Genomic DNA, 25432 nt, shown 5'->3' on the forward strand with positions numbered 1-25432 from the left:
ACACTAACCTGCCCTCCTACGCCTATAAACTCAATTTGGATGTACTAGGCAGAGAAAATCACTTCTTAGGAGTTGGCTATGTCTCGCGACGAGTTAATAAAGCTTATATTAAAAATTCAGTGCAACGAAGGTACTGAAGAAGAGACAGATGCGGACATGGATTTATTGGAAAATAGTGTTTTAGATCCGGAAGCTGTCGACTATATTTTCCAACATGAATGGACCGCTGATTTCATAGCCGACAAAATTATTTCGTACACCCCTATGGTGTTATAAAGTGCAATGCTTATAGAGTGAGGACTAGGCCTGAGAACTATAAACGGGGGTAGATTTATTTAGATCAACCATCATCAGATCAATTAAATAAATCCTTCCCCGTCACCGGCGGAAAATTTTCTGAGGAGTAAAAAATGGGCGCCTGGAATTACAACCCTTGGGAAAACGATGAAGCCGCCGACTGGTTTCAAGAATTTTGGAAACAACAGAATTTCGCAGTCCTGATCAGCGAAATTAACCAGTTTGATCCCAATGAAGAACGTTATGACGCCTTTAGGGCTGCCTGTTATCTATTACAAACCCTAGGCAACCCCTATATATGGCCAGCGGAGCCTTTGGCAGAACTGAAGCCCCTGATCCAGCACGCGATTTCAATACTGACGCAAATGATTGACCCAACCAATGAAGACTGGGGGTTTCTTGATATGTGGGGAGGCAGTGCTGATGTCATCAAGGCAGTGGAAGAGCAAATCGACGCTCTAAAAACGCGTTTAGGCGAACTGGCTTAATCTGGCATACGTACCAGCCCCCAACAAAAAATGGGCACCCGACCCAGTCGGCGTGCCCATTTTTCATCCCGCGCTCACACTCGCATGTGCGTAGCGCGTTCTACATGACTTACGGATTGACGCTGTCTTTAAGCGACTTGCCTGGCTTGAACGCAACGGTGTTGCTCGCCTTGATTTTCACCGGCTCGCCGGTTTGCGGGTTTTTGCCGGTGCGGGCGCCGCGGTGGCGCTGCAGGAAGGTGCCGAAGCCGACCAGGGTGACGCTGTCCTTGCGATGCAGCGCGCCGGTGATTTCTTCAAGTACGGCGTTGAGTACGCGGTTGGCCTGTTCTTTGGTCAGGTCTGCTTTTTCTGCAATAGCGGCTGCGAGTTCTGGTTTACGCATAAGTGAAGCCTCTTTGACGGTTTTTTGTTGTTATGTCCGTGCTGCTCTCTATCGGAGCAGCGCCCAAGGCGCCGCAGGCTCTACTCTGCGGCAGACGGGAGTGAGGATGGCATGCCATCGGGGCCTGCGCCAGTCTCACGGCGACCTTTCTACGGTCAAAATGATGCTTAATCCGACAGAACGACCGCTATTTACGCCAGCAACGGCGGAAGTTCTTTGTTGAGGGCCAGTTTTTCCATCACGGCCGTGCCAGTCAGGGCATAACCCAGCAGGCGCCCGTTGGCGTCGCGGCACAGGGCCTTGATGTCCGCGCCCTGCCCTTCGACGCTCCAAACGCCTTCGGTGCCCCGTGGCGGTGGCGAGACGACCAGCGGGCAGATCGGGGTTTTGACCGTGACGGGCATCGGGCCGTAGCTGACGGCCGTCGCGTTGCCCGCCAGGGTCTGGGCCAGCGCGCGGGCGCAGCTCATCAGCGGCATCACGTACAGCAGGTTCAGGCCATCGACCTCGGCGCAGTCGCCCAGGGCGTAGATGTTGGCGTGGGAGGTCTTGAGGTGACGGTCGACCATGATCCCGCGGTTGGTCTGCAAGCCGGCGGCGGCGGCCAGGTCGACCCGCGGGCGCAGGCCGATGGCAGACACCACCAGGTCGCACTGGATTACTTCACCGTCAGACAGGTGGGCTTCCAGGCCGTCAGCGCTGCGTTGCAGGCGATTGAGCACCGGGCCCAGGTGGAAACGCGCTCCCAGGCCTTCCAGCCCGGCCTGCACCGCTGCGGCCGCTGCCGGGTGCAGCAGGGTGGGCATAACTTGCTCGCACGGCGCCACCAGGTCGATCTCGTAGCCGCCAAGGATCAGGTCGTTGGCGAACTCGCAACCGATCAGGCCGGCGCCCAGCAGCAGCACCCGGCGTTTACCCGCCGCCGCCGCGCGAAAGCGTGCGTAGTCTTCAAGGTCGTTGATCGGGAAAATCAGCTCGGCGGCGTCGCCCTGTACCGGCACCCGCACGGTTTCTGCGCCCCAGGCCAGGATCAGGTCGCGATAGGCCACCGCTTCCTCACCGATCCACAGGCGCTTGTGGCCCGGGTCGATGCCGCTGATGCGGGTGTGGGTGCGCACTTCGGCCTTCAGTTGCTCGGCCATGGCGCCCGGTTCGGCCATGCTCAGGCCGTCGGCTTCCTTGTTCTTGCCAAAGCCGGTGGAGAGCATGGGCTTGGAGTAGGAGCGCCCGTCATCTGCAGTGATCAGCAACAGCGGGGTCTCGCTATCGAGCTTGCGAAACTCCCGAGCCAGGTTATAACCGGCCAAACCCGTGCCGACGATCACGACAGGTGCGTTCATTCCTTTCTCCTTGTAGTTAAATTCTGGTTTCAGCCGATTTCGATCATTTCGAAATCCATCTTGCCCACACCGCAGTCCGGGCACAGCCAGTCTTCGGGAACGTCCTGCCACAGGGTGCCCGGAGCGATACCGTCATCCGGCCATCCGTCTTTTTCGTCGTAGATCAGGCCACAGACGACACATTGCCACTTCTTCATTACTTGCTTCCTCAGGGTCCAGGCGCGTTGGCCGACGGTCGATAGATGTAACCTTGCCGCACGGCTCAGGGCGTTTTGTACTGATCAGCCGGCGCAGATGCAAGCATGATCGACGCATGGGCCTGGCGCGCTCCGGCAAAAGTCCAGGGCGCCATGGTAAGCTCGCCGCCTCATTAACTGCCAATAATGACCCTCCGTGCCGCATTCAAACGCCCTTCCAGATGTTTGCCGATGGCTGACCCAGAGCCTTCTGAGCCCCCTGCCCGCGCCGCTGACACTCAACTGGCTGTTCGATGAAGGTTCGCTGACCCGGCGCCTCACGCGCCTGTCCGGTGATGGCTTCAGCGTGACGCCGCTGTTCGAAGGCTGGCAGCCACTGCGGGACGACGAATGCGCCACGCTGGACTTGCCCGCCGCCAGCATCGGCTGGGTGCGCGAGGTGTATTTGCGTGGCCATGGCCAGCCGTGGGTGTTTGCCCGCAGCGTGGCGGCCCGCAGCGCCTTGCAGGGTGACGGTTTGCACATGGATGAGTTGGGCAGCCGGTCGCTGGGGGAGTTGCTGTTTTGTGACCACGCCTTCACGCGCCAGGCCATCGAGGTGTGCCGTTACCCACGGGAATGGCTGCCCACGGCGGACCAGGCCGATCACCTGTGGGCGCGCCGCTCGCGCTTTGATCGCGGGCCGCTGAGCGTGCTGGTGGCCGAAATCTTCCTGCCGACCTTGTGGCAAGCCGTGCACGACCACCCGGAGAATTGCTGATGTATCAGCGCCTGCTCAAATCCCTGAATCACCTGAACCCCAGGGCCTGGGACTTCGTCCAGCTGACCCGCATGGACAAGCCCATCGGCATTTATCTGCTGCTGTGGCCTACGCTGTGGGCGCTGTGGATTGCCGGCAAGGGTTCGCCATCGCTGCTCAATATCCTGATCTTTGTGCTCGGCGTGGTACTCACCCGGGCCGGTGGCTGCGTCATTAATGACTGGGCCGACCGCAAGGTCGACGGCCATGTGAAGCGCACCGAGCAGCGCCCGCTGGTGAGCGGCAAGATCAGCTCGAAAGAGGCGCTGGTGTTCTTCGCGGTGCTGATGTTCATCAGTTTCCTGCTGGTGCTGCTGACCAACTCCACGACGATCTGGCTGTCCCTGGGCGGCCTTGCGCTGGCGGCCAGCTACCCGTTCATGAAGCGCTACACCTATTACCCGCAGGTGGTATTGGGCGCGGCGTTTTCCTGGGGCATGCCGATGGCGTTCACCGCCGAGACGGGCAGCCTGCCGGCGGCGGCCTGGCTGCTGTACATCGCCAACCTGTTGTGGACGGTGGGTTACGACACGTACTACGCCATGACCGATCGCGACGATGACCTTAAAATCGGGGTCAAATCCACCGCCATTCTGTTCGGCGATGCCGACCGGGTGATCATCCTGACCTTGCAGGGCCTGGCACTGGTGTGCCTGTGGCTGGCGGGAATGCGCTTTGAGCTGGGCGGCTGGTTCCACCTGGGCTTGCTGGCGGCCGCCGGGTGTTTTGCCTGGGAGTTCTGGTACACCCGGGACAAGGACCGGCTCAAATGCTTCAAGGCGTTTTTGCACAACCACTGGGCCGGGTTGGCGATTTTTGTCGGGATTGTGGCGGACTACGGGTTTCGCTAGAGCTTGGGAATGGCGGCGTTCGAGCCGACGCAATCGCGGGCAAGCCCGGCTCCCACAGGGATCTCTGTTGAACACATATTTCGTGTGCGCTGAAGATCAACTGTGGGAGCGGGCTTGCCCGCGATGGTCTCAAGGTCGACGTAGATCAGGGCTTGGCAACCTTCCAGGCACCGTCCATTTTGCCTTCGCCGGTCATGTCACCGGCCTTCTTGTCCATGACGAAGGTGTAGAGCGGCTTGCCGCTGTAGGCCCACTGGCTTTTCTGGTCGTCACGGGTGATGACGGTCCACTTGCCCATGGGCTTGTCGGTGGATTCGGCCATCAGTGGCGGCCAGTTGGTGGCGCACTTGTCGTTGCACATGGACTTGCCATCAGCATCCTTGGCAAAGGTGTAGAGGGTCATGCCCTTGTGGTCCACCAGCATCCCGTCCTTGGTCATCGCAGGGTCTGCCGCAAAGGCCAGTGTCGGCAGCGTTAACGCGGCCGTTACCAGCAGGGCTTTCCAGGAAAAAGTACTGTGAGTCATGGGAACCTTCCTTTTGTGGTTGTCAGGATTCGGACCCAAAGCGTAGTCCAGGGAGGCAAGGATTGCCCAAGCGACTAAATTACTGTCACACGACTGCAATAATTCCGTTATCTAATGCGGCGCAAGACAGTTAAATGACAAGAGGATTTAGCATGGTTGGCAGGAGCATTCTGATCGTTGACGACGAAGCGCCCATTCGCGAGATGATCGCCGTTGCGTTGGAAATGGCCGGCTATGACTGCCTGGAGGCGGAGAACTCCCAGCAGGCCCATGCCATTATCGTCGACCGCAAGCCTGACCTGATCCTGCTGGACTGGATGCTGCCCGGCACCTCCGGCATCGAGCTGGCCCGCCGGCTGAAGCGTGACGAGCTGACCGGGGACATCCCGATCATCATGCTCACCGCCAAGGGCGAAGAGGACAACAAGATCCAGGGCCTGGAAGTTGGCGCCGATGACTACATCACCAAGCCCTTTTCCCCACGGGAACTGGTCGCCCGTCTGAAAGCCGTTCTGCGCCGTGCCGGCCCCACCGATGGCGAAGCGCCTATCGAAGTCGACGGCCTGATCCTCGATCCGATCAGCCACCGCGTGACCATCGACGGCAAACCCGCCGAGATGGGCCCTACCGAATACCGCCTGCTGCAATTCTTCATGACCCATCAAGAGCGCGCCTACACACGCGGCCAACTGCTGGACCAGGTCTGGGGCGGCAACGTGTATGTGGAGGAGCGCACCGTCGACGTGCATATCCGCCGCCTGCGCAAAGCCTTGGGCGACGCTTACGAGAATCTGGTACAAACCGTGCGCGGCACCGGCTACCGGTTTTCCACCAAAGGCTGAACCGGATCCAACTGCCCCAGACAGCTGAAAGGACGCGTGTTTAAGTGAACCAAAACTGGTATGGCACCCTGATCCGCCACATGTTGCTGTTGATCACCGGCTGCCTGCTGGTGGGCCTGGTCAGCGGCTATTACGGCTGGAGCCTGGCCGTCGGCCTGGGTCTCTACCTCGGCTGGACCCTCAAGCAACTGCTGCGCCTGCACGAGTGGCTGCGCCAGCACAAACCCGATGAAGCACCACCCGACGGCTACGGCCTGTGGGGCGAGGTGTTCGACAGCATCTATCACCTGCAACGCCGCGACCAGCGCGTACGCGGGCGTCTGCAGGCAGTGATCGACCGGGTGCAGGAATCCACCGCCGCACTGAAAGACGCGGTGATCATGCTCGACAGCGACGGCAACCTGGAATGGTGGAACCGCGCCGCAGAAACCCTGCTGGGCCTCAAGACGCCCCAGGACAGCGGCCAGCCGGTGACCAACCTGGTGCGTCACCCGCGCTTCAAGGAGTACTTCGAGCAGGACAACTACGAAGAAGCCCTGGAAATCCCGTCACCGACCAACGACCGCGTACGCATCCAGCTGTACCTGACGCGCTATGGCAATAACGAACATTTGATGCTGGTGCGCGATGTCACGCGCATCCATCAGTTGGAACAGATGCGCAAGGATTTCGTCGCCAACGTCTCCCATGAACTGCGCACCCCGCTGACGGTGATCTGCGGCTACCTGGAGACGCTGCTCGACAACGTCGAAGACGTGAACCCGCGCTGGACCCGCGCCCTGCAGCAAATGCAGCAGCAAGGCTCGCGCATGCAGACCCTGCTTAACGACCTGCTGTTGCTGGCCAAGCTCGAAGCCACCGACTACCCCTCCGACAACCATCCGGTGTCGGTGCAAAGCCTGTTGCAGACCATCAAGGGCGACGCCCAGGCCCTGTCCGGGCAACGCGAACAGAACATCACCCTGGAAGCCGACCCGTCGATCCTGCTCAAGGGCAGCGAGGGCGAGTTACGCAGCGCGTTTTCCAACCTGGTGTTCAACGCCGTCAAATACACCCAGGACAAGGGCAATATCCGCATCCGCTGGTGGGCCGATGACCAGGGCGCACACCTCAGCGTGCAGGACTCGGGGATGGGCATCGACGCCAAACACCTGCCGCGCCTCACCGAGCGCTTCTACCGCGTCGACTCCAGCCGCAACTCCAACACCGGCGGCACGGGGCTGGGTCTGGCCATCGTCAAGCATGTGCTGCTGCGCCATCGCGCGCGGCTGGAAATCAGCAGCGTGCTGGGCCATGGCAGTACCTTCACCTGTCATTTCCCGCCGGCCCAGGTGACACGTTCACGGGTCGTTCATCAGGACGAGTGACCCTCCATCCGGCAGCCGCCACTAGGCAAGCGCCCCGTCAGCCGCTACATTGGCTGACTTGCGCCTGCCTTTCAGGCCGCCTGCTCACCCTTTTTGATTAGACGGAACCCGCAAAACCCCATCATGGACCCTTCCCCTGGCATCACCCTCGCGACACTCTTCGCCGACTTCGGCATGATTCTTTTTGCACTGATCCTGGTACTGCTCAACGGCTTCTTCGTTGCGGCGGAATTTGCCATGGTCAAACTGCGCTCGACCCGGGTCGAGGCAATCGCCCACAAAAACGGCTGGCGCGGGCAGATCCTGCGCACCGTACACAGCCAGCTCGACGCGTACCTGTCGGCCTGCCAGCTGGGTATCACCCTCGCCTCCCTGGGCCTGGGCTGGGTCGGTGAGCCGGCCTTTGCGCACATCCTCGAACCGTTACTGGGTGCAATCGGCGTGCAATCGCCGGAAGTGATCAAGGGCGTGTCGTTCTTTGCCGCCTTCTTCGTGATCTCGTACCTGCACATCGTGGTCGGTGAACTGGCGCCCAAGTCCTGGGCCATCCGCAAGCCCGAGTTGCTGTCGCTGTGGACCGCCGTGCCGCTGTACCTGTTCTACTGGGCCATGTACCCGGCGATCTACCTGCTCAACGCCAGCGCCAATGCCATCCTGCGCATCGCCGGCCAGGGCGAGCCAGGCCCGCACCACGAGCACCATTACAGCCGTGAAGAACTGAAACTGATCCTGCACTCCAGCCGTGGCCAGGACCCGAGCGACCAGGGCATGCGTGTACTGGCCTCCGCCGTGGAAATGGGTGAGCTGGAAGTGGTGGACTGGGCCAACTCCCGGGAAGACCTGGTGACCCTGGACTTCAACGCCCCGCTCAAGGAAATCCTGGCACTGTTCCGTCGCCACAAGTTCAGCCGCTACCCGGTGTACGACGCGGTGCGCAACGAGTTCGTCGGCCTGCTGCACATCAAGGACCTGCTGTTGGAACTGGCGGCCCTGGACCACATTCCCGAGTCGTTCAACCTGGCCGAGCTGACCCGCCCACTGGAGCGCGTATCGCGCCACATGCCGCTGTCGCAATTGCTCGAGCAGTTCCGCAAAGGCGGCGCGCACTTTGCCCTCGTGGAAGAAGCCGACGGCAAGATCATCGGCTACCTGACCATGGAAGACGTGCTGGAAGTGCTGGTAGGCGACATCCAGGACGAACACCGCAAGGCCGAGCGCGGCATCCTCGCGTATCAGCCGGGCAAGCTGTTGGTACGCGGTGACACGCCGCTGTTCAAGGTCGAGCGCCTGCTGGGCGTCGACCTGGACCACATCGAAGCTGAAACCCTCGCCGGGCTGATCTACGACACCCTGAAACGGGTGCCGGAAGAGGAAGAAGTGCTGGAAGTCGAAGGCCTGCGCATCATTATCAAGAAGATGAAAGGGCCGAAGATCGTATTGGCCAAGGTGCTGCTGCTCGATTAAGCCTCACCGCGTGCCCAATGCAAAATTGGGCAACGCCTGCACCGGCTGGTTGAATTCGTAAGGAATCGACACCAGCCCCGACGCCGTCGTGCGCTGCACCACAAAATGCAGATGCGGCCCGCTGCTGTTGCCGGTATTGCCCGACAGCGCCAGCGGGCTGCCCACCGCCACTCGCTGCCCTTCCCTGACGCTGACCGAACCTTGCTTGAGGTGCAGATACACGCCCTGGGTGCCGTCATCGTGCTGCACCCGCACGAAATTCCCCGACGGGTCGCCGCCGCGCCCGCTCTGGTCGTTCTCGGTTTTCAGTACCACGCCGCCACGGGCCGCGATGATGGGCGTGCCTTCAGGCATGGCGATGTCCATCGCATAGCGGCTTTTGAGCTCGGAATGGCTGAAGGTGCCATTCGGGCCTTGGGTGAGACGGAACGGGCCGCCGCGCCAGGGCAAGGGATAACGATAGGACGCGGCGGGTTGGGCAGGATAGACCCGCTTGGGTATCACCCGCTCCTGATACACAAACGCCTGCGCCCCGGGCGTGTACCGGTCGCTGAAGACCACGACACCGTCGGCATCGATGGATTTGTAGAGGGTCATGGACATCGCCGACGTGGCGACGGCGAACAGTCCACAGAACAGCAGTGAGCGCACGAGCATGGGGTTGGCCTGCCAGGGACGACTGAATGGCAGGCTAACAAGGGATCATGACAGTGCTAAGTGGCCTCAGGCCGGCAGTGGTGTGAAGCAGATATCCACGTCCATATGAGCCGCTGCTGACAGGTTAACCAAAGCATCCAGCGAGAACTTGTCGATCTTGCCGCTCAGAACGTCATTAAGGCGCGGCTGGCTGATGTGAAGTCGATGGGCTGCGTCGTTCTGGGAAAGCTCCCAACTGCGAATGGTTTTGCACAGCTCCAGAAGGAGCTTTGAACGCAAACGCATGTTGGCCGCCTGCTGGGGAGTATCTTCCAGGGCATCCCAAACACTGCTGAAACGTTCGGTTTGAAACTGTTGATCTGTCATGGGCTTAACCTAGCTCCTGCAGTCTGGCGCGAGCCAATTCAATATCCCGCATTTCGGTTTTCTGAGTGGTCTTACGCAGCGCATGCAGCACATAGATGGCCTCCGGCCGGTTGACCACATAAAAAACCCGAAACGCTCCTGATTCGTCGAAAATCCTGATCTCATGAACGCCACGCCCGATGGTCTTCATCGGCTTGCAGTCAAAAGGCTGTTCCCCCTGCTGCAAGAGGTCCAACTGAAAACCGGCGGCTCGTCGCGCATCAAGCGGGAACGACTTGAGATCCTTGAGCGAGCTCCCCACAAACACCACATCCTTGTGCCTTGGCATCCACTTCTCCTGTTCTGGAAGGAGAAGCGTAATAGATGATTCAGCTCAGAGAGGGGGCGGTATGTTTCAAGGCGTAGCGAACAGTTGATAGCAGTGGTGCTGCCAACGAAAGACTATATCCAAATCGATATAAATCAAGCCGAAGACCGAGAATCAGACGGTTGGTCGATTCCCGGTATTAGAGGGGAAATCACGCACCCGGCACAAAATGCTTCTGCGCAGTCCCGCGGGCGATCAGCCGCGAGATGTAATCGAGCTTCTGCGCATCCTGGTCGATAAACCGGAAGGTCAGTTGCAGCCAATCACTGTCCGGCTTGGGCTCGTAGGCCACGACGGCGTGCAGGTAGCCGTTAAGACGCGCCACTTCGGCGTTGTCGCCCTGCTCCAGGTCGAGCACGGCGCTTTCCAGTACCTGAGGCAGGACTTCACCGCGACGCACCACCAGCAGCGCTTCCTTGATGCTCAGCGCCTTGATCACACATTGCTGGGTGCCGCTGGACAGCCGTAACTGGCCCTGGCCACGCCCGCTGGCAGGCGACGCTGCCGGAGCGGCCTGCACCGGCGGGCTGTTGAGCAGGCCTTTGCTGGGTGCGGCCACTGGAGCCGGCTTGACCGCTTCAGGCTTGCCGCCGGTCAGGGCGCTGAGGGAGTCGTTGCCGAACGCCGAGTTCATCTTGGTCGGTGCGCTGGCGATCAGTGCGTCGAGGCGGCCGATCTTGTTCAGCGCCTGCTTGACCTTGTTCAGCAGCTGTTCGTTGGTGAACGGCTTGCTGACGTAGCCAGAAACGCCGGCCTGGATCGCCTGCACCACGTTTTCCTTGTCGCCACGGCTGGTCACCATCACAAACGGCATGGCTTTGAGATGAGGCTGCTCGCGGCACCAGGTCAACAGTTCCAGGCCAGACATTTCCGGCATTTCCCAGTCGCACAGCACCATGTCGAAGGTTTCGCGCATCAGGATGGCCTGGGCCTTTTTGCCGTTCACCGCATCTTCGATCTTGATCCCCGGGAAGTAGTTGCGCAGGCACTTCTTCACCAGATCGCGAATAAACGAGGCGTCATCCACCACCAATACACTGACTTTGCTCATCGACCCTTCATCCTATAAAAACCTCGGCAAGCATAACGCTTCCCTGATGGCAATTTGCCAAATATTCAGACACCGCAAACAAAAACGCCCGACCAAAGGCCGGGCGTTTATTTCTCGGGCAATCTTACTTATCGTCAGGAACGCCAGGAACATTAGGGATTTGATCGGCGGTGCCTTCAACTTCAGCTTTCATGCGCTTGAGGCCCATGTGTCGTACGTCGGTACCACGCACCAGATAGATCACCAGTTCCGAGATATTGCGCGCGTGGTCACCGATGCGCTCCAGGGAACGCAGCACCCAGATGATGTTCAACACCCGCGAGATAGAGCGCGGGTCTTCCATCATGTAGGTGGCCAGTTCACGCAAGGCGGTCTTGTATTCGCGGTCGATGACTTTGTCGTACTGGGCCACCGACAACGCCAGCTCGGCGTCGAAACGGGCAAACGCATCCAGCGCATCGCGGACCATGTTGCGCACCTGGTCGCCGATGTGGCGCACTTCGACGTAGCCCCGCGGCGCTTCGCCCTCTTCGCACAACAGGATGGCGCGACGGGCAATCTTGGTGGCTTCGTCGCCGATACGCTCCAGGTCGATCACCGACTTGGAGATGCTGATGATCAAACGCAGGTCGGACGCCGCCGGCTGACGACGGGCCAGGATGCGCAGGCATTCTTCGTCGATGTTGCGTTCCATCTGGTTGATCTGGTCGTCGATCTCGCGCACTTGCTGGGCCAGGCCCGAGTCGGCCTCGATCAGCGCGGTGACGGCATCGTTGACTTGCTTCTCCACCAGCCCGCCCATGGCGAGGAGGTGGCTGCGCACTTCCTCAAGCTCGGCGTTGAACTGCGCGGAGATGTGATGGGTAAGGCCTTCTTTGCTAATCATGTTGGCGTCCTTGGAACGTCCGGTAAGGTGCGGTCGACCGCAGCATCAGTTCAGTGTGCAACCTGCCAGCTGCTAGCCGTAACGACCGGTGATGTAGTCTTCGGTCTGCTTCTTCGCCGGGTTGGTGAACAGGGTGTCGGTGTCGCCAAACTCCACCAGTTTGCCCATGTACATGAACGCGGTGTAGTCGGAAACCCGCGCCGCCTGTTGCATGTTGTGGGTCACGATCACGATGGTGAACTTGGATTTCAGTTCGTAGATCAGCTCTTCGACTTTCAGCGTGGAGATCGGGTCGAGTGCCGAGCACGGTTCGTCGAGCAGCAGCACTTCCGGCTCCACGGCGATGGTGCGGGCGATCACCAGACGTTGCTGCTGGCCGCCGGACAGGCCCAGGGCCGATTCGTGCAGGCGGTCCTTGACCTCATCCCACAGTGCCGCGCCTTTCAGTGCCCATTCAACGGCTTCGTCGAGAATGCGCTTCTTGTTGATGCCCTGGATGCGCAGGCCGTACACCACGTTTTCGTAGATGGTCTTGGGAAACGGGTTGGGCTTCTGGAACACCATGCCCACCCGGCGACGCAACTCGGCCACGTCTTCGCCCTTGCGGTAGATGTTGGTGCCGTAGAGGTTGATCGCGCCCTCGACGCGGCAGCCGTCCACCAGATCATTCATCCGGTTGAAGGTGCGCAGCAAGGTCGACTTGCCGCAGCCGGACGGGCCGATGAAGGCGGTCACGCGCTGCTTCGGAATATTCATGCTGACGTCGAACAGCGCCTGCTTGTCGCCGTAGTACAGGCTCAGGCCCGGCACTTCGATGGCCACGGTTTCCTGGGCCAGGCTCAGGCTCTGCTTGTCGCGACCCAGGGCTGACATGTTGATGCCGTGGGAATGGGTTTCTTGTTGCATGGGATGCTCCCTGTGCTACCAATTCGTTTCGTTGAACCGCCGGGGCGGCTTACTCAAAATCTGTGTCTAGCGCCAACCCTGTGGGAGCTGGCTTGCCTGCGATGGCATCACCGCGGTGTACCTGTTCAACCGAGTCGCCTGCATCGCAGGCAAGCCAGCTCCCACAGGTGCCCGCTTAACTGTCCAGCGCCTTGTACTTCTCGCGCAGGTGGTTACGAATCCACACCGCCGACAGGTTGAGCGTGGCAATCACCAGCACCAGCAGCAACGCAGTGGCGTACACCAGCGGCCGCGCGGCCTCGACGTTGGGGCTCTGGAAGCCGACGTCATAAATATGGAAGCCCAGGTGCATGATCTTCTGGTCCAGGTGCAGGTAAGGGTAGTTGCCGTCCACCGGCAGCGACGGCGCCAGTTTCACCACACCCACCAGCATCAGCGGCGCCACTTCACCGGCGGCGCGGGCCACGGCGAGGATCATGCCGGTCATCATCGCCGGGCTGGCCATCGGCAGCACGATCTTCCACAGCGTTTCCGCCTTGGTCGCGCCCAGTGCCAGGGAGCCTTCACGTACGGTGCGGGGAATCCGCGCCAGGCCTTCTTCGGTGGCCACGATCACCACCGGCACCGCCAGCAGCGCCAGGGTCAGGGATGCCCACAGCAGGCCCGGCGTACCGAAGGTCGGCGCCGGCAACGCTTCGGCGAAGAACAGCCGGTCGACCGAGCCGCCCAGTACGTAGACGAAGAAGCCGAGGCCGAATACGCCGTAAACGATGGCAGGCACACCGGCCAGGTTGTTCACCGCGATGCGGATGATGCGGGTCAGGGTGTTCTGCTTGGCGTACTCACGCAGGTACACCGCCGCCAGCACGCCGAACGGGGTCACGATCATCGCCATGATCAGGGTCATCATCACGGTGCCGAAGATCGCCGGGAAAATCCCGCCTTCGGTGTTGGCTTCCCGTGGGTCATCGCTGAGGAATTCCCAGACCTTGCTGAAGTAGAAACCGACCTTGGTCAGGTAACCCATGGCGTTCGGCTGGTAAGCGTGCACCACCTTGCCGATGCCGATTTCGATTTCCTTGCCGTTGCCATCGCGGGCGGTGAGGCTGTCGCGGTTGAACTGGGTGTGCAGGTCGGCCAGGCGGGCTTCGATGTCTTTGTAGCGGTTGTTCAGTTCGGCGCGGCCGCTGTCCATGTCGGCTTGAGCGGTGGCGTCCAGCTTGCCTTCCAGCTCCAGTTTGCGACCGTGCAGGCGGATGCGTTCGAGGCCGGCGTTGATCGCGCCGATGTCGGACTTCTCAAGGGTCTTGAGCTGGGCGGCGAGCTTGTTGACGCGGTCGACGCGGGCTTGCAGCTCCGGCCAGGCGGCCTCGCCTTCAGCGATCACCTTGCCGTCCTGCTTGACGTTGACCAGGGTGCCGTAGAAGTTGCCCCACTCACGACGCTCGATGGTCATCAGTTCGGCGGGCTTGGTCTGATTGGTCAGCCACTCGCCGACGATCCAGGTGAAGTCGTTGCCGTTCAAGTCACGGTTGCCGACCTTGATCAGCTCGCGGGTCATGAACTCCGGGCCTTGGTCGGGCACCGGCAAGCCTGCGCTTTTCAGGCGCTCGCGGGGCACTTCTTCTTTCTGCACCACTTCGCCGATGACGATATGGTTTTCCTGGCCCGGCACGTTGTAGTTGGCCTGGATCAGGTCGGCCGGCCAGAAGTGGCCCAGGCCACGCACAGCAATCACGGCCAGCAAACCAATGGTCATGATGACCGCGATGGACACCGCGCCACCGCTGATCCAGACGCCCGGGGCGCCGCTCTTGAACCATCCATTCAGGGAGTTCTGTTTCACAGACTTCTACCTTTCTTAAAGCGACGAGTATTTCTTGCGCAGACGCTGACGAATCAGCTCGGCGAGGGTGTTCATGACGAAGGTGAACAGCAGCAGCACCAGCGCCGAGAGGAACAGCACGCGGTAGTGGCTGCCGCCGACTTCCGACTCGGGCATTTCCACCGCGACGTTGGCCGCCAGGGTGCGCAGGCCCTCGAACAGGTTCATCTCCATCACCGGGGTGTTGCCGGTGGCCATCAGCACGATCATGGTTTCACCCACCGCACGGCCCATGCCGATCATCAACGCCGAGAAAATGCCCGGGCTGGCGGTCAGGATGACGACGCGGGTCATGGTCTGCCATGGCGTGGCGCCCAGGGCCAGGGAGCCCAGGGTCAGGCCGCGCGGCACGCTGAACACGGCATCTTCAGCGATGGAGTAAATGTTCGGGATCACCGCAAAACCCATGGCCAGGCCGACTACCAGGGCGTTGCGCTGGTCGTAGGTGATGCCCAGGTCATGGGAGATCCACATGCGCATGTCGCCGCCGAAGAACCAGGTTTCCAGGTACGGGCTCATGTACAGCGAGAGCCAGCCCACAAACAGGATCACCGGAATCAGGATCGCGCTTTCCCAGCCATCCGGGACCCGCAGGCGGATCGACTCAGGCAGGCGGCTGAAGATGAAACCGGCCACCAGGATGCCAATCGGCAACAGCATCAGCAGGCTGAAAATCCCCGGCAGATGCCCTTCGACATACGGCGCCAGGAACAGGCCGGCGAAGAAACCGAGGATCACCGTCGGCATCGCTTCCATCAATTCGATCACCGGCTTGACCTTGCGGCGCAGGCTCGGGGCCATGAAGTAGGCCGTGTAGATCGCAGCGGCAACCGCCAGTGGCGCCGCCAGCAGCATGGCGTAGAACGCAGCCTTCAAGGTACCGAAGGTCAGCGGCGCCAGGCTCATCTTGGGTTCGAAGTCGGTGTTGGCGGCGGTCGATTGCCAGACGTATTTAGGCTCGTCGTAGTTTTCGTACCAGACCTTGCTCCACAACGCGCTCCAGGAAACTTCCGGGTGCGGGTTGTCCAGCAACAGCGGTTGCAGCTTGCCGCCGGCTTCGACGATCACCCGGTTGGCCCGTGGCGACATGCCGAAGACACCGGTGCCGTCGACCACCTTGTCCACCAGCAGCGTGCGGTGGGCGGTGCTGTGGAACACGCCGAACTTGCCGGAAGCATCGAGGGCGGTGAAGCCTTTGCGACGCTCTTCGGCGGTGATTTCAACGATAGGCGCGGTGCCCATCTGGAAGGTGCGGATCTGCTTCAGGCGCTGCTCGCCGTCCGGATCGCGGGCCATGAACCACTGCGCCAGGCCACCGCTGGAGTTACCGATAATCAGCGAAATGCCGCCCACCAGTTGGGTGCTGGCCGTGACTTGCGCCACGCCATCTTCCAATAATTTGTATCGACCGTTGAGGCTCTTGTCCCGCAGGCTGAAAACGTCGGCTTGGGCACGGCCGTTGATCACGTAAAGCCACTGCTGGCGCGGATCGACGAAGATGGCTTTCACCGGCTCGGTCATCTGCGGCAGTTCGATGCGCTTCTGCTCGGTGGTGACTTCCTCGGTCATCATGTTTTCTTCACGGCTGATGGACAGCACGTTCAGATGGGCGCCGCTGGAACCGGCCACCACCAGCGACGAGTCGGTAGCGTTCAAGGCTACGTGCTCAAGCGGGAGGCCTTGTTCGTCGAGGACGATCGGCGTTTCGCCGTAAGGGTATTCGATGGCTGGCGAGATGGTTTTCTTGCCGTCCGGGTACGACACTTTATAGGTGTGGCGGAACACCAGCGACTGGCCGTTGGACAGGCCAAGGATCACCAGCGGGCTGCCGGGCTGGTCTTCACCAATGGAGGCGACTGTGGCACCGGCCGGTAACGGCAGGTCTACACGCTTGAGCTCGGCACCCGTATCAACGTTGAAGAACAGCGCCTGGCCCTTGTCGGAAACCCGCATGGCGACCTGGTTCTGCTCTTCCATGGAGATCATCAGCGACTTGCCGGCGTCCTGCAGCCAGGCCGGCGTCAACGCATCTTCCTTGGTCAGGTTGGCACCGTGGAACAGCGGCGCGACCACGTAGGCCAGAAAGAAGAAGATCAAGGTGATCGCGCCCAGCACGGCGAGGCCGCCAATCAGCACATACCAGCGGGTCAGGCGATCCTTGAGCGCGCGAATACGGCGCTTGCGTTGCAGCTCAGGCGTATTGAAATCAATGCGCTTGGGGGGAGAAGTCGTCGTCATGGTGGAATTGGCCAGATCATTCATGCGCACACCCTAGCGGTCCTGTATGACAGAAAGATGACAGTGTAGTGACGCAAGAAATCCGCCGCGTAGCATGGCTGGCAGCGGATTAAAAAATTGATGGTGTAGGCCGGGCTTGTGTGGGAGCGGGCTTGCCCGCGATGGCATCAACACGATTTCAACCTTGAACCGCGTCGCCAGCATCGCGGGCAAGCCCGCTCCCACTTAAAAGCCTGCCCCTACACAGGGTATTACAGGCTTAGTTGCCTTCTTTCAGACCCAGGTCAGCCAGTGCCTTGGCGGCAACTTTGGCTGGCAGCGGGATGTAGCCGTCTTTCACTACCACTTCCTGGCCCTGTTTGGACAGAACCAGCTTCACGAACTCGGCTTCCAGCGGGGCCAGAGGCTTGTTCGGGGCTTTGTTGACGTAAACGTACAGGAAGCGCGACAGCGGGTATTTGCCGTTCAGGGCGTTTTCTTCGCTGTCTTCGATGAACTCAGTGCTGCCTTTCTTGGCCAGGGCCACGGTTTTCACGCTGGCGGTCTTGTAACCGATGCCCGAGTAACCGATGCCGTTCAGCGAGGAGCTGATGGACTGTACAACCGACGCCGAACCAGGTTGTTCGTTCACGTTAGGTTTGTAGTCGCCTTTGCACAGGGCTTCTTCCTTGAAGTAGCCGTAGGTGCCGGATACCGAGTTACGACCGAACAGTTGCACTGGCTTGTTGGCCAGGTCGCCGGTCACGCCCAGGTCGCCCCAGGTCTTGACGTCAGCTTTGGCGCCGCACAGACGCGTCGAGGAGAAGATCGCGTCGACCTGTTCCATAGTCAGGTGCTGGATCGGGTTGTCCTTGTGCACGAACACGGCCAGGGCATCCACGGCAACCGGGATCGCGGTTGGCTTGTAGCCGTACTTCTGCTCGAAGGCAGCCAGTTCGGTGTCCTTCATCTTGCGGCTCATCGGGCCCAGGTTGGAGGTGCCTTCAGTCAGCGCAGGTGGTGCAGTGGCGGAGCCGGCGGCCTGAATCTGGATGTTGACGTTCGGGTATTCCTTCTTGTAACCCTCAGCCCACAAGGTCATCAGGTTTGCCAGGGTATCGGAACCAACGCTGGACAGGTTGCCCGACACACCAGTGGTCTTCACGTAAGCCGGAATGGCCGGGTCAACACCAGCGGCTACCGCGTTAGCGGTCGCAACGCCAGCAGCGACAAAAGTCATTGCCGCCATCAAACGTTTCAGTTTCATGCCTTGCTCCTAGCAGATAGGGATAATTGGATCGGGGCCAAGTATCGGTAGGCCGTGTGAACACTCTATGTCTGGAATATGACAATTAGATGAAAGGCCATCATTTATGAAAAACCTGTCAGGAAGGGGAAAATCAATAAATCCGGGGGCTTGCGAGGAGGTTGAAGCGACTGCAGCAGTTCGTTGGAAACACACTGTAAGCGTTGCCGAGCAAAATCTGTGGTGAGGGAGCTTGCCCCCTCACCACAAGGTTATCGGTAAGTCAGCGCCCGCGTTTCCAGAGGTAAGCACCCACCAGCGTCCCCATCACACACAGGGCAGCGACGTAGTAGGCCGGGCCCATCGGGCTTTCCTTCATCAGCAGCGACACCGCCAATGGCGTCAGGCCACCGAATACGGCGTAGGCGACATTGTAGGAGAACGACAAGCCACTGAAACGCACCACCGGCGGGAACGCTTTCACCATGACGTAGGGGACCACACCGATGGTGCCTACAAACAGGCCGGTCAAGGCGTACAACGGGAACAGCCAGTCCGGGTGAGCCATCAGGCTGTGATAGAGCGTCCAGGAAGTGGCCAGCAACAAGGCGCAACCGATGATCAGCACGCGGCCGGCACCAAAACGGTCGGCCAGGGCACCGGAGGCAATGCACCCCAGGCTCAGGGTAACGATGGCCAGGCTATTGGCCTGCAGCGCCACCGTGGGGCTGAAGTGGTAGATCGTTTGCAGCACGGTCGGCGTCATCAGGATAACGACGACCACACCCGCCGACAGCAGCCACGTCAGCAGCATCGACAGCACGATGGCACCACGGTGGTCACGCAGCACGGCACGCAATGGCAGTTCAGCCGCCAGGGTCTTGCGCTGCTGCATTTCGGCGAAGATCGGGGTTTCATGCAGCCAGCGACGCAGGTATACCGACAGCAGGCCAAACACACCGCCCAACAGGAAAGGAATCCGCCAGGCGTAATCCGACACCTGCTCCGGGCTGTAGAGGGTATTGATGACGGTTGCCACCAGCGAACCCAAAAGGATGCCCGCCGTCAGGCCGCTGGTCAGGGTGCCGCAGGCATAACCGATATGACGCGGCGGCACGTGCTCGGACACGAATACCCAGGCGCCCGGCACTTCACCCCCAATCGCCGCGCCCTGGATCACCCGCATCAGCAGCAACAGGATCGGTGCCCACAGGCCAATCTGCGCGTAGGTCGGCAGCAGGCCCATGATCAGGGTCGGCACGGCCATCATGAAGATGCTCAGGGTGAACATCTTCTTGCGGCCCAGCAGGTCACCGAAGTGCGCCATGATGATCCCGCCCAGCGGCCGCGCCAGGTAGCCGGCGGCGAAGATACCGAAGGTTTGCATCATGCGCAGCCATTCAGGCATGTCGGCAGGGAAGAACAGCTTCCCGACTACCGTGGCGAAAAACACGAAAATGATGAAGTCGTAGAACTCCAGCGCCCCGCCCAAGGCAGACAGCGACAGGGTTTTGTAGTCGTTGCGGGTTAGCGGGCGCGACGGTTGCGCACTGCTTGCGGGCACGGAGGACATGGCAAGGCTTCTCTTATAGTAGTCAGGACGGCAAGCCCGGGACTTGCGGCAGGCTTGGCAAGATAGCAAATCGCTTGAAAAAGCACAGCGTTGAGCACTTAACAGTTCAGATCCGCGAAATATTCCCGTCGCAGAGGGGCAATTAATATGACCAGGAGCACAGTTGCCGGAAAAAGCCGCGATACAGCGTCTATTTACCGACCAAATGAGCCGCGGGAGGTCGTCGTGGCGCCGACGGCTCGATATACTCGGCCATTGCAAGCGCCAGACCCGCATCCTTGAGGGGCTGCTGTGCCAAAACGTCGTTGGCCGCCCGCCAGCCGATTTGGCAGAGTTTCCCTTTAGTACGCCTTACGAGAAACGCATCGAGCGGTGTATGTTGGTGCTGAAACGTTTTTCCAGAAGACGGCTATCCACTTGAAATACCCATGAAGCGTCACGGGTCAGAGGCACCGGCATGATCGAACTCGAACAAGAAGATCCTATCCCGCAAGGCGATCTCGCCCTGCAAATCACCGCACTCCCGCGTGAAACCAACGGTTTCGGCGACATCTTCGGCGGCTGGCTGGTCGCACAGATGGACCTGGCCGGCACGGCCATGGCGAGCAAGGTTGCCGGTGGCCGCGTGGCGACCGTCGCCATTGACCGCATGGCATTCCTGGTGCCGGTGGCTGTCGGCGCGCAATTGTCCTTCTATACCCAGGCCCTGGAAATCGGCCGCAGCTCGATCCAGATGATGGTCGAAGTATGGAGCGACGACCCGCTGTCCAGCGAATGGCGCAAGGTGACCGAGGCAGTGTTTGTGTTCGTGGCCATCGACGGCAGCGGTCGCACCCGCTCGGTTCCGTCGCGGGCGCGTTAAACATCGCGACGTTTTGACGGTCCATTGCCCCATTGTCTGCCATTGAGAGCGCGCGCCCATGTCTACACCCAACGTTGAAACCGTAAAACTGGATGAGCTGAATGCTTGGCGCATCCGCCATGACGGCGCCGAATTGGTGGTGGCCCAGCAAGGTGCGCACATCGTCAGCTACCAGCGCGCCGGCGAGAAGCCGCTGATCTGGCCCAACGACGAAGTGGTGTTCAAGAAAGGCAAAGGCATTCGTACCGGCGTGCCGGTGTGCTGGCCGTGGTTTGGCGTATTTGACCGTAACCCGCAGAGCGTCAAGGCCATGTACCAGGGTGATGAGCCGGCTGGCGCCCATGGTTTCGTGCGGACCGCCGACTGGACGTTGGCGGGCGTTGAAGCGCAAGGCACAGCGCTGCAGGTTGAGCTGGAGCTGCCGGTGCCCGAAGGTGGATTCCCGGGCTGGCCCCATCAGGTCGACGTGAAGATGAGCATCCTGCTGGATGATCAACTGCACATCCGCCTGACCAGCCATAACCGTGGCACCGAGACCGTCAGCCTCAGCCAGGCGCTGCACAGCTACTTTGCCGTCAGTGATGTACGCAAGGTGCAGGTCGAAGGGTTGGACGGCCTGACCTATATCGATACCGCCGACGGCTGGACCCACAAGCAGCAATCCGGGCTCCTGCACTTCACCGCCGAGACCGACCGCATCTACCTCGACACGCCGGCGCAACTGAACATTGTCGATAAAGACTGGCAGCGTCGCGTCCAGCTCACCAGCACGGGCTCGCGCTCGACGGTGATCTGGAACCCGTGGACCGAACGTGCCAAGGCCTTCAGCGACATGGCCGACGACGGCTGGCAGGGCATGCTGTGCATCGAGACGGCGAACGTGCTGGACGATGCGGTGACACTGGCACCGGGCGAAAGCCATACCCTGGGTGTGAGCATCAGCGGTATCGCCCTGTAAACCCAATCAAATGTGGGAGCTGGTTTGCCAGCTCCCACATTTTGAATTGCGTCGCGGCTTACAAGTCCGACTCTTTGACTGCCCGTACCTTCCCCGCATCCAGCGCATAGGCCGCATCGGCCAGGTCGTTGTTGACCTTCTCCACCTTCAGCGTGCCCGTGACCCACAGCGGCGTGTAGATATCATCCAGCTTCAACCCCTTGGGATAACGCACCAGCACCAACTGGTTGGGCGGCGGTGGCGGCACGTGGATGCACGCGCCCGGGTAAGGCACCAGGAAGAACAGCGTGCTGCGGCCCTTGGCGTCGGTTTCCAGCGGCACAGGGTAGCCGCCGATGCGAATGTTCTTGCCGTTCATCGCGGCCACGGTCTTGGTGGAATACATCACCGCTGGCAAGCCCTTGCTCTGCTTCAGGCCACCCTTTGCGGTGAAGGTGCCTTGGGCTTCCGGGGAGTTGTGGTCGATTTCGGGCATTTCTTCGAGGGCTTTCTGGTCCGACTTGGGCATCAGTTCCAGCCAGTCGGTTTCCGGCAGTTCGCCAGCGTGCGCCAGGCCACAGCCCAGCAAAAGAAGAGTCAACAGAAGACGGCGCATGGAGAGGCTCGGCAAGGAATACAGTGCCGGCATTCTAGCCCTCTGCGCCTGCGCAGCGCAGAGGGCCTGGTCGCTAAATTACTTCTTTTTCAGCAGACCGTAGATCACCAGCAGTACCACGGCACCTACCAGCGCGCCGATGAAGCCTGCACCCTGGCCAGCCTGATAGATGCCCAGTGCCTGGCCACCATAGGTCGCAACCAGCGAACCGGCGATACCCAGCAGGATGGTCATGATCCAGCCCATGCTGTCGTCGCCTGGTTTCAGGAAACGCGCCAGCAGGCCGACGATCAGGCCGATAAAGATGGTTCCAATGATGCCCATGGCATTTCCCTCTGAATTGAGTGTGCGTAAGCCAAAGCCTAGTCAGACTTTGGCGTCCTGCAATCAGAGAGACGACGGTCACCAATGGTTCCCGTCGGACTCGGCTTATTGCTCGGCGATCAACGCCTCTACCTTGAGGATCTGCGCTTGCAGCGTCGCGCGGTCCTTGCAGCGCAGGTTGGCGTGGCCGACCTTGCGCCCGGCCTTGAAGGCCTTGCCGTAGTGATGCAGATGGCAGTCGTCGATGGCGATCACGCGCTCAACCGGCGGCACCACGCCGATGAAGTTGAGCATGGCGCTCTCGCCGACCTTGGCCGTGGAGCCCAATGGCAAGCCCGCTACCGCCCGCAGGTGGTTTTCGAACTGGCTGCACTCGGCGCCTTCGGTGGTCCAGTGCCCGGAGTTGTGCACTCGCGGAGCGATTTCGTTGGCCTTGAGGCCGCCGTCGACTTCAAAGAACTCGAACGCCATCACGCCGACGTAATCCAGCTGCTTGAGCACGCGGCTCGAATAATCTTCGGCCAGGGCTTGCAGCGGGTGGTCGGTGCTGGCCACGGACAGCTTGAGGATGCCGCTGTCGTGGGTGTTATGCACCAGCGGGTAGAAGCGGGTTTCGCCATCCCGGGCACGCACGGCGATCAGCGAGACTTCACCGGTGAACGGCACGAAGCCTTCCAGCAGGCAGGCGACGCTGCCCAGCTCGGCGAAGGTACCGACCACATCGGCAGCGGTGCGCAGGACTTTCTGGCCCTTGCCGTCGTAACCCAGGGTGCGGGTTTTCAGCACGGCCGGCAGGCCGATGGAGGCGACTGCAGCGTCCAGGTCGGCCTGGGACTGGATGTCGGCGAAGGCCGGCGTCGGGATGCCCAGGTCCTTGAACATGCTCTTCTCGAACCAGCGGTCGCGAGCGATACGCAAGGCTTCGGCACTCGGGTACACCGGCACGAACTGCGACAGGAAGGCCACGGTTTCAGCCGGGACGCTTTCGAACTCGAAGGTCACCAGGTCGACTTCATCGGCCAGCTGGCGCAGGTGATCCGGGTCGCTGTAGTCAGCCCGCAGGTGTTCACCCAGCGCAGCCGCGCAGGCGTCTGGCGCCGGGTCCAGGAAAGCGAAGTTCATCCCCAGCGGCGTACCCGCCAGGGCCAGCATGCGACCCAGTTGGCCGCCACCGATTACACCGATTTTCATCAATCAACAACCTCAGGCAATGCGTGGGTCCGGATTGTCCAGGACGCTGTCTGTCTGCTCAGCACGGAATTTTTTCAGCACCGCGTGGAACTGCGGGTGCTTGGCGCCGAGGATGCTGGCAGACAGCAATGCTGCGTTGATCGCGCCGGCCTTGCCGATCGCCAGGGTAGCCACCGGAATACCGGCGGGCATCTGCACGATGGACAACAGCGAATCCACGCCCGAGAGCATCGACGACTGCACCGGTACGCCCAGCACGGGCAGGTGAGTCTTGGCGGCACACATGCCAGGCAGGTGAGCGGCACCGCCGGCACCGGCGATAATCACCTCGATGCCACGGGATTCTGCTTCATCGGCATACTGGAACAGCAAATCCGGAGTGCGGTGGGCGGAAACCACCTTCACTTCGTAGGGAATGCCGAGTTTTTCCAGCATATCGGCGGTGTGGCTAAGGGTGGACCAATCGGACTTGGAGCCCATGATCACGCCAACCAATGCACTCATCGTCGTGCCTCTTCTCTCTGGGCGCCCGCAGGCGCGTCAAAAAACAACAAGCCACGCGGGAAATCCGGCGTGGCTTGGTGTACGAATTAAGGCCGGTTGGACCGGCCGAAGGCCGCGCAGTATACCGTAATAACGCAGATAAACAGCCCCTGGAATGACCATCTGTCCAGTGGCGCAAAGTAGCGGTTTTATTGACTTCCAGGTCAGCGAAAACACCGCAAAACCCTGTAGGAGCTGGCTTGCCTGCGATAACGGTGTATCAGCCAACATTTCAGGCGCTGACCCACCGCAATCGCAGGCAAGCCAGCTCCCACCTTTGACCTGTGTTGGCTCAGGTATTCTGCGCCGCTCCACCTTCCAGCTTGCGCCACAACAACCGCACGTTCGCCTTGCGCACCAGGGCGCAGCGGTACAAACGAATCTCCAGCGGCACATGCCATTGCGCACCGCCGCACACCACCAGTTCGCCCCGCGCCAGCTCCGCCCGCACGCTCAACTGCGGCACCCAGGCAATGCCCAGGCCTTCGAGGGCCATGCTTTTGAGGCTGTCGGCCATGGCGGTTTCGTAAATCGTGGTGAAGCGCAGCGCTCGCTGGCGCAGCAACAGGTTTACCGAACGCCCGAGAAACGCGCCGGCACTGTAGGCCAGCAGCGGCACGCTGCCCTCGCCTTCCAGGTCGAACAGCGGCTTGCCGTCAGCATCGGCGGCGCACACCGGGAGCATCTCGGTGTTGCCCAGGTGCAGCGACGGGAAAATCTCCGGGTCCATCTGCATCGCGGCGTCCGGGTCGTAGAACGCCAGCATCAAGTCGCAGCCGCCTTCGCGCAGCGCGTGCACCGCGTCGCCGACGTTAGTGGCGACCAACCGGGTGGCGATGTTCAGTCCTTCATTGCGCAGTTGCGCGATCCAGCGTGGGAAAAAGCCCAGCGCCAGGGAGTGGGCCGCCGCCACCTGCATGACTTCGCCCTGCCCGCCTTCCAGGTGATGCAAGTGCCGCAGCACTTCGCCGAGCTGCTCGACCACGGTACGCGCGGTGACCAGGAACAACTGCCCCGCTGCCGTCAGTTCGACCGGCGTGCGCGAGCGATTGACCAGGGTCAGCCCCAGCGCCGCCTCCAGGCTGCGGATGCGCCGACTGAACGCCGGCTGGGTGACAAAGCGCCGCTCAGCCGCCTGGGAGAAGCTGCGAGTAGCAGCCAGGGCGCTAAAGTCTTCCAGCCATTTGCTTTCAAGGTTCATCACATCCTCCCGGGGCACGCACCATTTTGGCACACACGTCCGCCATGG

Annotated in this window: 28 protein-coding genes; 9 read left to right on the forward strand and 19 right to left on the reverse strand. The window is 60.9% G+C overall.

All coding sequences use genetic code 11. From position 1 onward, the window contains the following. The first annotated feature begins 78 nt into the window (after positions 1-78). Both V3W39_RS09445 and V3W39_RS09450 read left to right on the forward strand, forming a co-directional pair. Positions 79-276 carry a hypothetical protein gene (locus tag V3W39_RS09445; protein ID WP_330212535.1) on the forward strand — a complete coding sequence of 66 codons (198 nt, stop codon included), beginning with the start codon at positions 79-81 and terminating at the stop codon, positions 274-276. Between the two features lie 134 nt (positions 277-410). Then, positions 411-785 carry a DUF4259 domain-containing protein gene (locus V3W39_RS09450; protein WP_330212536.1) on the forward strand — a complete coding sequence of 125 codons (375 nt, stop codon included), beginning with the start codon at positions 411-413 and terminating at the stop codon, positions 783-785. A gap of 109 nt (positions 786-894) precedes the next feature. Here the strand turns inward: V3W39_RS09450 and V3W39_RS09455 are convergent, their stop codons facing one another. The 3 genes from V3W39_RS09455 to V3W39_RS09465 all read right to left on the reverse strand — a co-directional run bounded on the left by V3W39_RS09455 (position 895) and on the right by V3W39_RS09465 (position 2707). Beyond that, entirely contained in the window at positions 895-1170 is a 276-nt protein-coding gene (locus tag V3W39_RS09455; RefSeq protein WP_003213368.1) for an HU family DNA-binding protein, read from the reverse strand. Positions 1171-1361: 191 nt separating this feature from the next. Continuing rightward, positions 1362-2510: an NAD(P)/FAD-dependent oxidoreductase gene (locus V3W39_RS09460; RefSeq protein ID WP_259195430.1), complete on the reverse strand. Its 1149-nt coding sequence runs from the start codon at positions 2508-2510 to the stop codon at positions 1362-1364. Between the two features lie 29 nt (positions 2511-2539). Then, positions 2540-2707 (reverse strand): rubredoxin, encoded by a 168-nt coding sequence (locus tag V3W39_RS09465; RefSeq protein ID WP_003213373.1) that lies wholly within the window; start codon positions 2705-2707, stop codon positions 2540-2542. A 196-nt stretch (positions 2708-2903) separates the two neighbouring features. Here V3W39_RS09465 and V3W39_RS09470 point away from each other — a divergent pair, with 196 nt between their 5' ends. Together V3W39_RS09470 and ubiA are read left to right on the forward strand one after the other, a co-directional pair. After that, positions 2904-3467 carry a chorismate--pyruvate lyase family protein gene (locus V3W39_RS09470; protein WP_259195428.1) on the forward strand — a complete coding sequence of 188 codons (564 nt, stop codon included), beginning with the start codon at positions 2904-2906 and terminating at the stop codon, positions 3465-3467. Continuing rightward, positions 3467-4357: a 4-hydroxybenzoate octaprenyltransferase gene (gene ubiA, locus V3W39_RS09475; RefSeq protein ID WP_177043683.1), complete on the forward strand. Its 891-nt coding sequence runs from the start codon at positions 3467-3469 to the stop codon at positions 4355-4357. The genes V3W39_RS09470 and ubiA overlap by 1 nt, the downstream gene beginning before the upstream one ends. A 145-nt stretch (positions 4358-4502) precedes the next feature. Here ubiA and V3W39_RS09480 read toward each other — a convergent pair whose 3' ends face one another. Continuing rightward, positions 4503-4883, reverse strand: a complete 381-nt coding sequence (locus tag V3W39_RS09480; protein ID WP_177043682.1) for a COG4315 family predicted lipoprotein — start codon at positions 4881-4883, stop codon at positions 4503-4505. A 152-nt stretch (positions 4884-5035) separates the two neighbouring features. Here V3W39_RS09480 and phoB point away from each other — a divergent pair, with 152 nt between their 5' ends. The 3 genes from phoB to V3W39_RS09495 all read left to right on the forward strand — a co-directional run bounded on the left by phoB (position 5036) and on the right by V3W39_RS09495 (position 8556). Beyond that, complete coding sequence (gene phoB, locus V3W39_RS09485) at positions 5036-5725, forward strand: phosphate regulon transcriptional regulator PhoB (RefSeq protein ID WP_003195617.1); 690 nt, start codon at positions 5036-5038, stop codon at positions 5723-5725. A 44-nt stretch (positions 5726-5769) separates the two neighbouring features. After that, positions 5770-7092, forward strand: a complete 1323-nt coding sequence (phoR, locus tag V3W39_RS09490; protein ID WP_177043681.1) for a phosphate regulon sensor histidine kinase PhoR — start codon at positions 5770-5772, stop codon at positions 7090-7092. A gap of 123 nt (positions 7093-7215) precedes the next feature. Then, positions 7216-8556, forward strand: a complete 1341-nt coding sequence (locus V3W39_RS09495; protein ID WP_076013189.1) for a hemolysin family protein — start codon at positions 7216-7218, stop codon at positions 8554-8556. Positions 8557-8559: 3 nt separating this feature from the next. Here V3W39_RS09495 and V3W39_RS09500 read toward each other — a convergent pair whose 3' ends face one another. From V3W39_RS09500 to V3W39_RS09545, 10 genes are all read right to left on the reverse strand, one after another. Next, the gene (locus V3W39_RS09500) at positions 8560-9213 is read right to left on the reverse strand and encodes a M23 family metallopeptidase (protein WP_259195427.1); all 654 of its coding nucleotides are present in this window, start codon (positions 9211-9213) and stop codon (positions 8560-8562) included. Positions 9214-9279: 66 nt separating this feature from the next. Then, positions 9280-9579, reverse strand: a complete 300-nt coding sequence (locus V3W39_RS09505) for a helix-turn-helix domain-containing protein (protein WP_259195426.1) — start codon at positions 9577-9579, stop codon at positions 9280-9282. Between the two features lie 4 nt (positions 9580-9583). Then, positions 9584-9907 (reverse strand): type II toxin-antitoxin system RelE/ParE family toxin, encoded by a 324-nt coding sequence (locus V3W39_RS09510; protein ID WP_259195425.1) that lies wholly within the window; start codon positions 9905-9907, stop codon positions 9584-9586. A 190-nt stretch (positions 9908-10097) separates the two neighbouring features. Beyond that, positions 10098-10997, reverse strand: a complete 900-nt coding sequence (locus tag V3W39_RS09515) for a response regulator (RefSeq protein ID WP_177043679.1) — start codon at positions 10995-10997, stop codon at positions 10098-10100. A 124-nt stretch (positions 10998-11121) separates the two neighbouring features. Continuing rightward, positions 11122-11883, reverse strand: coding sequence for a phosphate signaling complex protein PhoU (gene phoU, locus V3W39_RS09520; protein ID WP_177043678.1), 762 nt, complete (start codon positions 11881-11883; stop codon positions 11122-11124). Positions 11884-11955: 72 nt separating this feature from the next. Further along, positions 11956-12789 (reverse strand): phosphate ABC transporter ATP-binding protein PstB, encoded by an 834-nt coding sequence (pstB, locus tag V3W39_RS09525; RefSeq protein WP_177043677.1) that lies wholly within the window; start codon positions 12787-12789, stop codon positions 11956-11958. Positions 12790-12964: 175 nt separating this feature from the next. Further along, on the reverse strand, positions 12965-14635 hold the full coding sequence (gene pstA, locus V3W39_RS09530; RefSeq protein ID WP_177079145.1) for a phosphate ABC transporter permease PstA: 1671 nt from the start codon (positions 14633-14635) through the stop codon (positions 12965-12967). Positions 14636-14650: 15 nt separating this feature from the next. Then, positions 14651-16936, reverse strand: coding sequence for an ABC transporter permease subunit (locus V3W39_RS09535; RefSeq protein WP_330212537.1), 2286 nt, complete (start codon positions 16934-16936; stop codon positions 14651-14653). A gap of 235 nt (positions 16937-17171) precedes the next feature. Then, entirely contained in the window at positions 17172-18158 is a 987-nt protein-coding gene (locus tag V3W39_RS09540; RefSeq protein ID WP_065883793.1) for a phosphate ABC transporter substrate-binding protein PstS, read from the reverse strand. A 262-nt stretch (positions 18159-18420) separates the two neighbouring features. Beyond that, a complete protein-coding gene (locus V3W39_RS09545) occupies positions 18421-19710 on the reverse strand; it encodes an MFS transporter (protein ID WP_330212538.1) in 1290 nt (429 codons plus the stop codon). 457 nt (positions 19711-20167) lie between these two features. Here V3W39_RS09545 and V3W39_RS09550 point away from each other — a divergent pair, with 457 nt between their 5' ends. Continuing rightward, on the forward strand, positions 20168-20572 hold the full coding sequence (locus V3W39_RS09550; protein ID WP_003176975.1) for an acyl-CoA thioesterase: 405 nt from the start codon (positions 20168-20170) through the stop codon (positions 20570-20572). 58 nt (positions 20573-20630) lie between these two features. Continuing rightward, complete coding sequence (locus V3W39_RS09555; protein ID WP_330212539.1) at positions 20631-21530, forward strand: D-hexose-6-phosphate mutarotase; 900 nt, start codon at positions 20631-20633, stop codon at positions 21528-21530. Positions 21531-21588: 58 nt separating this feature from the next. On the opposite strand, the gene V3W39_RS09560 is transcribed toward V3W39_RS09555, so the two are convergent. The 5 genes from V3W39_RS09560 to V3W39_RS09580 form a co-directional block, all read right to left on the reverse strand. After that, entirely contained in the window at positions 21589-22125 is a 537-nt protein-coding gene (locus V3W39_RS09560; RefSeq protein WP_177043673.1) for a DUF3299 domain-containing protein, read from the reverse strand. A 78-nt stretch (positions 22126-22203) separates the two neighbouring features. Continuing rightward, entirely contained in the window at positions 22204-22449 is a 246-nt protein-coding gene (locus V3W39_RS09565) for a GlsB/YeaQ/YmgE family stress response membrane protein (protein WP_003213408.1), read from the reverse strand. 105 nt (positions 22450-22554) lie between these two features. Further along, positions 22555-23640: a 5-(carboxyamino)imidazole ribonucleotide synthase gene (locus V3W39_RS09570; protein ID WP_083356067.1), complete on the reverse strand. Its 1086-nt coding sequence runs from the start codon at positions 23638-23640 to the stop codon at positions 22555-22557. Between the two features lie 12 nt (positions 23641-23652). Then, the gene (gene purE, locus V3W39_RS09575; protein WP_003195648.1) at positions 23653-24144 is read right to left on the reverse strand and encodes a 5-(carboxyamino)imidazole ribonucleotide mutase; all 492 of its coding nucleotides are present in this window, start codon (positions 24142-24144) and stop codon (positions 23653-23655) included. A 331-nt stretch (positions 24145-24475) separates the two neighbouring features. Beyond that, a complete protein-coding gene (locus V3W39_RS09580; protein WP_177043671.1) occupies positions 24476-25384 on the reverse strand; it encodes a LysR substrate-binding domain-containing protein in 909 nt (302 codons plus the stop codon). Positions 25385-25432: the final 48 nt, after the last annotated feature.

The organism is Pseudomonas sp. Z18(2022), from assembly GCF_036346535.1.
GTDB classification, from domain to species: domain Bacteria; phylum Pseudomonadota; class Gammaproteobacteria; order Pseudomonadales; family Pseudomonadaceae; genus Aquipseudomonas; species Aquipseudomonas yamanorum_A.